The 11076-nt window shown below is 71.5% G+C and carries 8 protein-coding genes; 3 read left to right on the top strand and 5 right to left on the bottom strand.

Annotated features, from left to right (window positions below; all coding sequences use genetic code 11):
* Nucleotides 1-202: 202 nt before the first annotated feature.
* Nucleotides 203-1516: an MFS transporter gene (locus tag ACH9D2_RS12875; protein ID WP_396363198.1), complete on the top strand. Its 1314-nt coding sequence runs from the start codon at nucleotides 203-205 to the stop codon at nucleotides 1514-1516.
* A 153-nt stretch (nucleotides 1517-1669) separates the two neighbouring features.
* Here the strand turns inward: ACH9D2_RS12875 and ACH9D2_RS12870 are convergent, their stop codons facing one another.
* Together ACH9D2_RS12870 and mptB are read right to left on the bottom strand one after the other, a co-directional pair.
* Nucleotides 1670-3058, bottom strand: a complete 1389-nt coding sequence (locus ACH9D2_RS12870) for a heparan-alpha-glucosaminide N-acetyltransferase domain-containing protein (RefSeq protein ID WP_396363197.1) — start codon at nucleotides 3056-3058, stop codon at nucleotides 1670-1672.
* 422 nt (nucleotides 3059-3480) lie between these two features.
* A complete protein-coding gene (gene mptB / locus ACH9D2_RS12865) occupies nucleotides 3481-5070 on the bottom strand; it encodes a polyprenol phosphomannose-dependent alpha 1,6 mannosyltransferase MptB (RefSeq protein ID WP_396363196.1) in 1590 nt (529 codons plus the stop codon).
* A 458-nt stretch (nucleotides 5071-5528) separates the two neighbouring features.
* On the opposite strand from mptB, the gene ACH9D2_RS12860 reads away from it, so the two are divergent.
* Entirely contained in the window at nucleotides 5529-6836 is a 1308-nt protein-coding gene (locus ACH9D2_RS12860) for a glycosyltransferase 87 family protein (RefSeq protein WP_396363195.1), read from the top strand.
* Between the two features lie 25 nt (nucleotides 6837-6861).
* Nucleotides 6862-8124 (top strand): glycosyltransferase 87 family protein, encoded by a 1263-nt coding sequence (locus tag ACH9D2_RS12855; RefSeq protein WP_396363194.1) that lies wholly within the window; start codon nucleotides 6862-6864, stop codon nucleotides 8122-8124.
* Nucleotides 8125-8308: 184 nt separating this feature from the next.
* On the opposite strand, the gene ACH9D2_RS12850 is transcribed toward ACH9D2_RS12855, so the two are convergent.
* The 3 genes from ACH9D2_RS12850 to ACH9D2_RS12840 all read right to left on the bottom strand — a co-directional run bounded on the left by ACH9D2_RS12850 (nucleotide 8309) and on the right by ACH9D2_RS12840 (nucleotide 11037).
* Entirely contained in the window at nucleotides 8309-8539 is a 231-nt protein-coding gene (locus ACH9D2_RS12850) for a hypothetical protein (protein ID WP_396363193.1), read from the bottom strand.
* 113 nt (nucleotides 8540-8652) lie between these two features.
* Nucleotides 8653-8865, bottom strand: coding sequence for a hypothetical protein (locus ACH9D2_RS12845; RefSeq protein ID WP_396363192.1), 213 nt, complete (start codon nucleotides 8863-8865; stop codon nucleotides 8653-8655).
* Nucleotides 8866-8955: 90 nt separating this feature from the next.
* Nucleotides 8956-11037: an SGNH hydrolase domain-containing protein gene (locus ACH9D2_RS12840; RefSeq protein ID WP_396363191.1), complete on the bottom strand. Its 2082-nt coding sequence runs from the start codon at nucleotides 11035-11037 to the stop codon at nucleotides 8956-8958.
* Between the last annotated feature and the right edge of the window lie 39 nt (nucleotides 11038-11076).

Here is an 11076-nt window from a genome sequence, read left to right as displayed (position 1 = left end):
GGTCGGCCGGGCCCCTGCGGGTCAGGAGACGACAGGGTGGGCGGCCGCCGGCACCGTACGACCTGACCAAGATCACACCGGGAGGCATGGGAGAGCGGGGTGAATCCGCGTAGCATCGGAAGCCACCCCTCCCTTTCCTTTCTGCTCGGGCTCGACGACGTGCTCGTTCCCCGTCCCTGTGCCCTCACCGGAAGGACCCGCCGTGTCCGCACCTCGCACCGCCCTGCTCCAGGTGGTCAATGCCCCCGGCCCCGCCGGTACGCGCCTCGCCATCTTCGCCCTCGCCATGGGCGGCTTCGGCGTGGGCACCACAGAGTTCGCCTCGATGGGCCTGCTGCCCTTCATCGCCGAGGACTTCGACGCCTCGATCCCCGCCGTCGGCCAGTCCATCTCGCTCTACGCCCTGGGGGTGGTGGTCGGCGCGCCGCTCATCACGTCCCTGGCCGCCCGGGTGGAGCGCAAGACCCTGCTGCTGGCGCTGATGCTCACGTTCGTGGTGGGCAACGGGCTGTCGGCGGTGGCTCCGTCCCTCGAGTGGCTGTACGTCGCCCGGTTCCTCGCCGGTCTGCCCCACGGCGCCTACTTCGGGGTCGCCGCCGTGGTGGCCTCCTCCCTGGTGGCCCGCGAGCGGCGCGGCACCGCGGTGGCCCGGGTGATGCTGGGGCTCACCATCGCCAACATCGTGGGCGTGCCGTTCGCCGCGGCCCTGGGCGGGGCCCTCGGCTGGCGCTCCGCCTATTTCCTGGTGGTGCTCCTGGGCGCCCTGACCATCGGGGCCCTGGCCCTCTGGGTGCCGCGCACCCGCAACGGGGGCATGGCCTCGGCGGCCCAGGAGGTCCGCGCCCTCGCCCGGCCCCAGGTGGCCCTGACGCTGCTGGCCGGGGCGATCGGCTTCGGCGGCATGTTCGCGGTCTACACCTACATCTCCCCGACGCTGACCGAGCTCACCGGGTTCGACATCGGCACCGTGCCGTGGGTGCTGGCCGTGTTCGGCGTGGGCATGACCCTGGGCTCGCTGCTGGCCGGCCCGCTCATCGACCGCTCGATCGAGCGCACCGCCCTCGGCGCCGGCGCCGTGTCCGGAGTGGCCCTGGCGTTCTTCGCCCTGTTCGTCCACGTCCCCGCCGCGGCCGTCCTGGGGGCGCTGTGGATCGGCATCATGGGCTCGATCTTCACCACCTCGCTCCAGGTGCGCCTGCTGCGCGACGCCAAGGACGCCCCGTCCCTGACCGCCGCCATGAACCACGCGGCGTTCAACCTGGCCAACGCCATGGGCGCCTTCCTCGGCGGGATCGTGATCTCCGCCGGCTGGGGCTACCGCTCCCCCGCCTGGGTGGGGGTGGGTCTGGCCGTGGCCGGCCTGCTCGTCCTGGGCTACGCGGCGCAGCGGCACCGGCACGCCGAGCTCGAGCGCACCGCGACCGAGCACACCGTGACTGAGCACACCGTGACCGAGCACACCGAGCCCGAGCGCACCGCTCCCGAGAACACCGCGACCGAGGCCGACGCCCGGTAGACCCCGTCCCGCGGCCGGGCGGCCGAGGGTCGCCACCCGGCCGCACACCGAGTCCGTGCCGGCGCGGCGCGGCGTCGGGAACCGCCACGACTCGGTCCGTGGACCCCTCAGCCCGAACGCCCTCCGCCCGTGGGCCACTCAGCCCGAGCGCCCTCAGCCCGTGGGTCCTCGGTCCGTCCGGCGCTCGCGCGCGAGCACGCGCCGGCGGGTGCCGCGCACCAGGGCGGCCACCAGCCGCTCGAGGGGACCCTGTCCCACGGCCCGGCGCCAGAGGAGAGCGAAGGCCATGGCCACGGCCACGTGGATCACGAACCACAGCGGCCGGCCGTAGTGCACCTCTGCGGCCAGGGCCAGCAGGTGCGCCGAGTACACGGTCAGCGTCATCGAGCCCATCGCGCTCAGCGGCAGCAGCCAGGTGCTGAAGCGGCAGGCCAGCAGGCGGAAGACGCCCAGGGCGGCCACCGCCGAGCCCAGGCCCAGCAGCAGGGCCGGTGGGGTGTTGGTGTACGGGCCGCCGATCGCCAACCACCACCAGGTGGTCGTCGGCAGCGTCGGCTCGGGGCCCCACACGACGATGTCGGTGACGAGCTCCTCGTCCAGGCCGGGGGTGCGGGCCACCAGCCGGCCGAAGCCGCCGGCCGGGACGAGGAGCGCCCAGGAGGTCAGCGAGGCGCCCACGGCCAGCAGCACCCCACCGAGCACCAGTCCGGTCTGGACCCGGATCCGGGCGAGGTCGAGCCGGCCGATGGCCAGGCCGGTCAGCAGGTAGGCCAGGTACGGCAGCGCGGGGAAGGTCCCGGTCAGCAGGAGCCGGGCGGCGGTGGCCCCGGGGTCCGCGACGAGGTCGAGGAAGTCCGGGTTGTAGCGCTCGACGACCGGCAGGACGTCCCGCAGCACGTGCACGAGCACGGGACCGGCCAGGGCGAAGAACGCCGCCCAGCCGAACAGGGCCCCGGCCGACAGGCGCAGGAAGGGGATGGCCAGCAGGAAGAAGGCCCCGTAGTAGACGAGGATGTTGACCGCCGGGACCTCGTCGATCGTGCTGCCGGGCAGCACGTGGTTGATCGCCAGTCCCAGACCCGCGATCAGCAGCGCGCGGACGGCCACGCCCACCCGATCCGCGGTCATCGACCGGCCGGTGTGCGGGGTCCGGCCCCCGGTGCTGAAGGCCAGCCCCACACCGGCCAGGAGGGCGAACAGCGCCGCGGAACGGCCGGCGAAGACGGTCCACTGCGCCGTGGGCTCGAAGGTCTCCGGGTCCCACGAGGGCAGGATGTGGATCGCGATCATCCCGATCAGGGCCAGGCCGCGGGCGGCGTCCACCCCGACGAGGCGGCGCCTGCCCGGTGCGGCCGCCGTGCTGACCGGTCCGGTGGTCGAGCCCGAAGCCGGGTCGGCGCTCGAACCCGCGGCCGAGTCCGACGTCGATCCCTCGGTCGCGGCCTCGTCCGCGAGAAGGGCGTCCGGCCCCTGCTCGGAGGGCTGCGCGGGAGGTCGCGCCCACGGCGCGGCCCTCGGCGGCCTGCTCCAGGGATCGGTCATGGCAACGGCCCCCTCAGCACGACACGACGGCGGGCCCCCTGCCCGCCGGTCCGGCCCGGAAGACCGGTGTGCGCTCCACCTTTGCTGATGCGCATGTGGGGAGCTTTTCGGAAGGCTGTGCTTTTCCTGTGACGCGGGCCTGCGTCCGGCACCGGCTCGTGCAGCGCTCCGGGGCCGCCGCGCAGGACAGCGCCGCCGTGGTGGTCGGGGACCGGGTCCTCGACATCGACAGCCGCGAGGTCACCCGGGCCGGGGAGCCGGTCGAGCCGGCCGGCCTGCTCGCCAACGCCCGCAAGCACGCCCCGCCCGGCACCGCGGTGACCGCCGCCGTGCGGGCCACCCCGGACGGCGGGGCGGAGGCCTCCGTCTGGACGCGGGCCCGGGCATCCCCCGGGCGTTCCGGGCCCGGCTCTTCGAGTGCTTCAGGTCCGGCGACGTCGGCGGCGGAGCCAGCCTGTCGGCCCGCCGTGGACGAGCAGGTGGCGGGTGTGGGGATCGAGGAGCATCAGGTAGCCGGTGAAGAGCAGGGCGGTCGCGAACGCGATCGTCGAGGCGTCGACCGCCAGCTCGATGAAGGGCCACACGGAGAGCTGGTCCTGAGCACCGAAGATCACGAAGAAGGTGACCACGACGTACAGGGAGCGGATCTGCCAGTTGTCCCTGATCCCGGTGACGGCGAGGAACGGGATGAACCAGAGGATGTACCAGGGCTGGATGATCGGGGAGAGCAGCACCACGGCGGCGAACGCCAGGCCGAGTCTGCGGACCACGCGATGGTCGTCACCGCGGAACATCAGGAGCAGGACCAGGCCGATGGCGACGTACTGCAGAACGCTGCGCAGCACCGAGGCCATCGACTCGCCCGGCAGACCGACCGCGTCCGCGAGGCCGCGAAGCTGCTGGCTCAGGAAGCCTGACGGCGAGTACCCGGTGAATCCCGGGGTGGGGTCGAGCAGGGCCCAGACCCATCCGATGCCCAGCTGATAGGGAAGGCCGCTCAGCACCAGCAGTCCGAAGCTGATGGCCGCCGTAGCCGCCCACAGGGCGAACTTCCGCATCCAGGACGCTTTCGGCCCGGCCCACAGGAGCCCGATGAACGGCAGCAGGAGGATCGTGATGGGCTTGATGCCGATGGAGGCGGTCACCAGCAGGACGCCGGTGAAGGGGCGACCCGTGGCCGCGAAGTACGTTCCCGCCACGGCCAGTCCGAGCATGAGCGCGTCGTTGTGCGCGCTGGCCACGAAGCTGATGAGGAACAGCGGATTGGCCACTGCGACCCACAGGGCACGAGCCGGGTCGATCCCGTGCAGCCGCGCGAGCTTGGGCACGTACACCACGCAGAGGAGGACACCGGCGCAGGCCAGGATCCGGAAGAGCAGGACGGAGAGATCCGGCTGCGCGCCTGTGAGACCCACGACCGCCCGCGCCAGCCACAGGAAGTACGGCCCGTACGGTGTCCGTGCCTCGGCCCAGGCCGGATCCGCTCCCAGCATGAACCAGTTCTCCAGGGTGGAGATTCCGGTCGTGTACGGGTTCTGCTCGGCCAGCACCAGCCGGCCCTGCCCGATGTAGGCGTACACGTCCCGCGAGAAGATGGGCACGGCGAACAGCAGGGGCAGCGACCAGGCGCACACGGCCAGCACCACGGAGCGCTGGGCGCCCGCCGGCCAGCGCTGGAGTCTCTGCCCGAGCCGGAGCCAGGAGCGCACCAGCAGCATGGCGCCGACGGTCAGCAGCACGGTGCTGGTGTAGACGCCCCACCCCTCGACCCGCAGCGCGATGACCAGAGGATGCCGGACCATGGGCGAGCCGTTGGCGATCCACCCGGTGCCGATCGACCCGACGAGCATCAGCAGGGAGCCGATGAACCCTTGCACGACGGCGATGTGCGCTCGCGGGGGCCCCTGGGTGTCGGACCCGTCGAGGGAGGACGGGCCGGCGGTGGTGGTCGGTTCCGCGCCCTGGTCTCGGCGGCCCTGCGGCGCCTCCAGATGCGAACCCCCTGCCGTCATGACGTGTGCTGATCCCCTACGTGTACGATTGCCGGGCGGACAGGTGTGCGGGACGCTCTCCAGGAAGCCGATCCTAGCAGTCGTGCCACCGCATGACCCTGGTGTCGAGGGGTTTCCCCGTGGCCCTCCCCCAGGGGCTCACCCGGTGTCGCGGTGGCAGCGCGCCCGGGCACCCTGAGACCTCGAGGGATCGGACTGCGGAGAAGGAGGAGCGGATGCTGACGGCTTCCGGACTTCTGCGCGGCCACGAGGGGTCCGCCGTGACGGCGCGGCCGGGGACAGAGCCGGTGGTGTCCTGCGGGCTGCGCCGAGGTCACTGGTATCGGGAGGCCCCCGGGGCGGGCCCGTAGCACCGGACGGACGGGGGCGAAGCACTCCGCGACCGGCAACGGTCCCCGTGGTGGTCCCCGAGCTGACCTCCGGACCTGCATCTCTGCCCACCTGACGAGGATGACCCCATGTCTCCGGACACGACCTTCGATATGCTCACCCGGCTCCGTGACCGCCTGCTGCCCCGGTGGTGGCAGGCCTGGTGGTGCTCCCCGCGCGGGCTGCTCACCGTCTTCGTCGGGGTGCACCTGGTGTTCCTGGCGTTCGCCCTGGGACTGTCCCTGTCCGGCGCCGCCTTCAGCGACACCTACATCTACCGCGAGTGGGCCCGGGCCGGATTCGACGAGCGCAACCTGGGCCCGGAACCCAGTCCGTGGGTCTATCCGGTGCTGGCGCTGGTGCCCATCGCCCTGGCCGGCGCGGCCGGGCCGGGACCGTTCTTCTTCCTGTGGGTCCTGCTGATCACCGTGCTCAACGGCTGGGCCGTGGGGAAACTGACGAACTGGGGACGTGACCGGCACGCCTTCCCTGCCGCGTGGTGGTGGCTGGGCTTCGTCTTCCTGATGGGGTGGCTGGGCTTCGCACGAGTCGACGGGCTCACGGCCCCCCTGGTGCTCGTCGCCCTGGTCCACGGCGTGGCGCATCCGGTCGTCGCCTCGGTCCTGCTCAGCATCGCCACCTGGATGAAGGTCTGGCCGGCGGCCGTCGTGCTCACCCTGGTCGCCGTGACGCGCCGACGAGTGGCGGTCGTCGTCGCGGGTCTGCTGGTCAGTGCGGCCGCGGCCGGGGTCGCCGCCGCCATGGGCGCACTGCCGAGGCTCTTCGACTTCCTCACCCAGCAGGGGGACCGCGGAATGCAGCTGGAGGCCACGTTCACCACCCCGTGGCTGTGGCTGTCCGTGCTGGGCGTGGGCAACTCCCGGATGTACATGAACACGGAGATCAACTCCATGCAGGTCGACGGCCCCGGCACGGGGACGATGGCGGTGCTGATGCAGCCCCTGCTGCTGCTCGCCGCCTCCGTGGTGACCGTCCTGATCGTCCGGGGCCTCCGCAACGGCGAGCGGTCCGGCGGGGCCGATCGCACCGAGCTGCTGCTGGCCGGCTCGCTGACCATGGTCACCGCCTTCATCGTGTTCAACAAGGTCGGATCCCCGCAGTTCATGGTGTGGCTGGCTCCGGCCGTGGCGGTGGGACTGACCCACCACTGGAAGGCGTGGCGCGTGCCGGCGGCCATGCTGATCGCCATCGCCGTGGCCACGTTCCTCGTCTACCCGTTGTTCTACTACGAGTTGAGCCACAACCACGCGGGGATGGCACTCGTGCTGACCCTGCGCAACGCCCTGCTCGTGGTGCTGCTGTGGTGGTCGGCCCGCCGTCTGTACGGGCTGGGCACCATGCGCCCGGCCACCGTGCTCGCTGCGAAGGAGTCCTGAGATCTCCACCACCTTCTTCGACCGGTTGACCGCTCTGCGCGACGCCGTCCTGCCCGCCCGCGCGGTGCTCTGGTTCTCCCGTCCGTCCAGCGTGTGGTGGGGTTTCGCCGTCGTCCACCTCTACTTCCTGGGCTGGATGATGTCCTTCGTCATCCACGGCGAAGCCTTCAGTGACACCGAGCAGTACCGTGAGTGGGCCATGGCCGGTTACGACCCGGCTGATCGCGAGAGCGTGATCAGCCCGTGGGTGTACCCGGTGCTGGCCCAGATCCCCATCCTCCTGGCCGGGATCGCCGGCCACGGCCCCTACCTGCTGGTGTGGACCCTGATCATCACCGTGCTCAACGCGGTGGGCCTGGTCTGCCTGACCCGTGGCCCGCGGCGCAGGCGGGGCATCGCCCCGGCCTGGTGGTGGCTGTTCTTCACCGTCTTCCTGGGCTACCTCGGCTTCGCCCGGGTCGAGGGCATCGCGGCCCCCATCGTCCTCATCGGGCTGCTGTACGCGGCCGAGCGGCCCGTGCTCGGCTCCGTGCTGCTGAGCGTCGCCACGTGGATCAAGGTGTGGCCGGCGGCCGTCCTGTTCGCCCTGTTCATCGCCTGCCGGCAGCGCGTCCAGGTGGTGGCCGCCGGGGTGGGGGTCACCGCCGTGGTGGTGCTGGGCACGTACTTGTCGGGCGGTCTCCGGCACATCGCGGACTTCCTGGTCAACCAGGGAGAGCGCGGCATGCAGTTGGAGGCCACGTTCTCCACTCCGTGGGTGTGGTTGAGCGTCTTCGACGTGGCCGGGGCGAGGATGGCCGACAACGTGGCCATCAACTCCACGGAGGTCTACGGCCCCGGCACCGAGGTGGTCGCGGTCCTGATGCAACCGCTGCTCGTGGTCGCCGTTCTCGTCGGGGCAGTCCTGCTGATCCGCGCGCTCAGGCTCGGGGCCGAGCGCGAAGAGCTCTTCTACGAGGGGGCCCTGATGATGACCACCGTGTTCATCGTGTTCAACAAGGTGGGATCTCCGCAGTTCATGATCTGGCTCGCCCCGGTCGTCGTGGCCGGACTGGTGCACGACTGGCAGCGGTGGAGGGCGCCGGCGGCGCTGCTGATGGGCATCGCGGTCACCACGTTCGTGATCTACCCGCTGTTCTACACCCCGCTCATCCATGCGCACCCGGTGATGGCGGCCGTCCTGACCACGCGCAATGTCCTGCTCGTCGTCCTGCTGTGGTGGTCCGTGCAGCGCACCGTGGAACTGGGGCGCAGGACCGAGCCCGTGCCCCAGAGCCTCGGCGCCTGAGTCCGCGGGCACTTCCGAGCAGACCGTTCCACGGGGCAGAGCCAGAATCTGCACCGGCGAACGCGGTCACGGGGTGTGCACTGAGGCTCCCGCCCCACGTGGTGGGACGGGAGCCTCTTGCGTCGGCGGCTCCGCGCTTCGGCGTGGCCGACGGCGGGGAGCCGACCGACCGATCTCGAGGTGGTCAGCCGGCCTCTTGCTGCAGTCGCTGGGCGAGCATCTTCTTGCCCTGCTCGCCGGCCTTGCGGTTGTTCTTCTGGATCTTGCGGAACCACTCGGCCAGCTCGTCGTCACCGGCCTTCTCGGCGTCCTTGATGTATGTCTCCAGCTTCCACACGTTGTGAAGTGAGGCCTCGAGGGCCCAGATGAGGTCGTAGTTGGGGTCCTTCAGGGGACTCTGCGGTTCGTTGGCCATGGTGTTTTGCCTTCCCTGTTGAGTGGGGATGCTGCAATCACTTCTGACGCGCCGGTACCCACCGGCTCCTCCCACGCTAGAAGCCTGGTCCGGCAGTGGCAATGGGTGACTCGTCATGACCGTGACGCGGCGGCCGACGCGGGGGTGGGGCGCGGACCGTGGTGGCATGCACGACCCTGCCGGTCGACCCGGTGGACCAGGAGCTGTCGGCGCTGGGCGAGGCCCAGGCGCTCCGGGCGCAGCCGGAGCTCGTACTCGTCGAGGCCGTCGGACAGGTTGACCGGTTCGGCGGCCGCGCCGCAGTTCTTCACCACGCAGGAGGACATCAGGATTCCTGTCCGAGACGTGCTCGTGAGGTGGGTGCGGACCGAGGAGTACCTGCACCCCGGTTCACCCTGACGTCATGGTGGCTTGGGTCACCGGTCCCAGCCGAGAGCCCGCAGCACGCGCACCTCGACGTCCGGCACCAGTGTCTCGCCGTAGGTGGAGGTGACGTGGTCGAGGTCCATGTACACCTGGATGTTGCCGATCACCCCGGGGCAGGTGGTCTCGGTGCACAGCCGGTCGGTGAGATCGATGCTGTGCAGGTCCTCGTGCCGGGCGGCGACCTCCTCCAGCGGGTTGGCCGGCAGCAGTGACTCGGAGCGGGGCGGGTTGCAGCGGTCGTGGTCGGGGCCGTAGGTCTCCACGCAGGCGAACATGCTGAAGGGGAAGCGCGGGTTGTCGCGGAAGGCCACCACCGGGATCCCGGCGTCCAGGAACGGGGTGACGCCGTCCTCGTAGCCGTCGACGAGCTTCTCGTGCGGGGCCTCGGCCAGGGACAGGGTGCCGATGGTGATGATCGCGTCGGGGTCGGCCTCGAGAGCCTCCTGACGGGTGGCGGCGTTGAACTCGTTGCACTCCTCGTCCCGGTTGTCGGACTCGCTCGTGTAGCGGCAGGCGTTGCGCAGGTAGGAGACCACCCGCCAGCTGTTGGCGTCGGCGACCCGGTGGATCGGGGTGAGCAGCTGCTGGGCGTGGGAGTCGCCGAGCACCACCAGGGTGCGCTCCGGGGAGCTGCCGTCGTCGGGTTCGATGACCCAGCAGTTGCCGAGGTCGCCGATGCCGGCGGGGACGTCTTCGGTGTCGCAGTGCACGCCGGTGTCGCCCCACTCGTGCTCGCGTTCGGCGTCGGTGGGGATGATCGGCACCTCCGGGACCTCGCCGATGTCCTCACGCAGCACCGCGGCCCCGGGGTAGTTCTGCGCGGTGCGCTCCACCCCGGCGCTGGGATCGCGCGCCAGGGTGTACTGGTGGGCGCCGGTGAGCGGGACGGCCACCAGCAGGGCGGTGGCGATCAGCCGGATCCCGCTGCCGGCCCGGATCCCGGGCAGGGCGCGCCAGCCGGTCAGCAGCAGGGCGGTGACCTGGGTGAGGACCACGGAGGCGGCCAGGATCCCGAGTCCGACCGGCACGGGCACGGTGTCACGGGCGGTGAGCAGCAGGTAGGTGATCAGCAGCGGCCAGTGCCACAGGTAGATGCCGTAGGCGCGATCCCCGAACCACTGCAGCGGGCGGGTCGACAGGAGCCGGGTGGCGCCGACCCGGGCGTCAGGAGCCAGTGCACCGCCGAGCAGCACAGCAGTCGCCCCGAGCGTGGGGGCCAGGGCCACGGTGCCGGGGAAACGGGTGTCGGGCTCGGCGAGGAAGGGGGTGGCGAGAATGGCGACCAGCCCCGCCCACCCCAGGACCTCGCCCAGGGGCCGGACCACTGCGCGAGGCGCAGCGGTCCGCGGCCTGGAGGCAGTGGTGAGGGTGAGGGCGGCCAGCGAGCCGAGGGCGAACTCCCACAGGCGGGTGAGGGTGCTGAAGTAGGCGGCCTCGGGCCCGGCCGCCGTGGCCACTGCCGACCAGGCCAGCGAGCCCGCGAACACGACAGCAAAAGTTGCCCAGGCCACCGCCCGGAACCGGACCCCTGTCCAGCGGGCCGCGGCAGCGCAGCCGGCCAGCAGCAACGGCCAGAGGAGGAACACCTGGCCCTGCACCGACAGCGACCACATGTGCTGCAACGGGGTGGTGGCCGCAGTGTTGCCGGCGTAGTAGTCCACGGCCTGGGCCCCCAGCACCCAGTTCACCGTGTAGAACAGCGATCCCCAGGCCTGGGTCAGCAGCTCGGCCCACCGGCTGGGCGGGTACCAGGCGAGCATCCCCGCGAGCACGGCCAGCAGCATCACCGCCACGGGTCCGAGCAGGCGGGCGAAGGTCCGGGCCCAGTAGCCCGGGATCCCCAGCGGCCTGCCGTTCTCGATCCGGCGCAGGAAGGACCCGGTGAGCAGGAACGCCGAGAGCACGAAGAACACGTCCACCCCGCCCGAGACCCGGTCGGTCCACACGTGGAATGCCACCACCAGCAGCACGGCCACCCCGCGCAGGCCCTGCAGATCGGGGCGGTGGGCGGCCCGAGGGGCCGAGGTGGTCGGGGCGGGGGAGGTGGTGGTGGTCGCGGTCGGGAACGTCACGGGGAACAAACGCCTGTCCGGGTCGGGGCGGGTGGAGGG

Origin of the sequence: Kocuria rhizosphaericola (assembly GCF_044462205.1) — a bacterium.
In the GTDB taxonomy this organism is placed as follows: Bacteria; Actinomycetota; Actinomycetes; order Actinomycetales; family Micrococcaceae; genus Kocuria; species Kocuria rhizosphaericola.
The sequence above is the reverse complement of the archived record's forward strand: the minus strand, read 5'-3'. Positions and strand labels throughout refer to the sequence as shown.

Excerpts from the sequence above, each read along its gene's own strand:
- ACH9D2_RS12845 (WP_396363192.1), bottom strand. The coding sequence starts at position 8,865 with ATGTCCTCCTGCGTGGTGAAGAACTGCGGCGCGGCCGCCGAACCGGTC.
- mptB (WP_396363196.1), bottom strand. The coding sequence starts at position 5,070 with ATGACGGCAGGGGGTTCGCATCTGGAGGCGCCGCAGGGCCGCCGAGAC.
- ACH9D2_RS12870 (WP_396363197.1), bottom strand. The coding sequence starts at position 3,058 with ATGACCGATCCCTGGAGCAGGCCGCCGAGGGCCGCGCCGTGGGCGCGA.
- ACH9D2_RS12860 (WP_396363195.1), top strand. The coding sequence starts at position 5,529 with ATGTCTCCGGACACGACCTTCGATATGCTCACCCGGCTCCGTGACCGC.
- ACH9D2_RS12850 (WP_396363193.1), bottom strand. The coding sequence starts at position 8,539 with ATGGCCAACGAACCGCAGAGTCCCCTGAAGGACCCCAACTACGACCTC.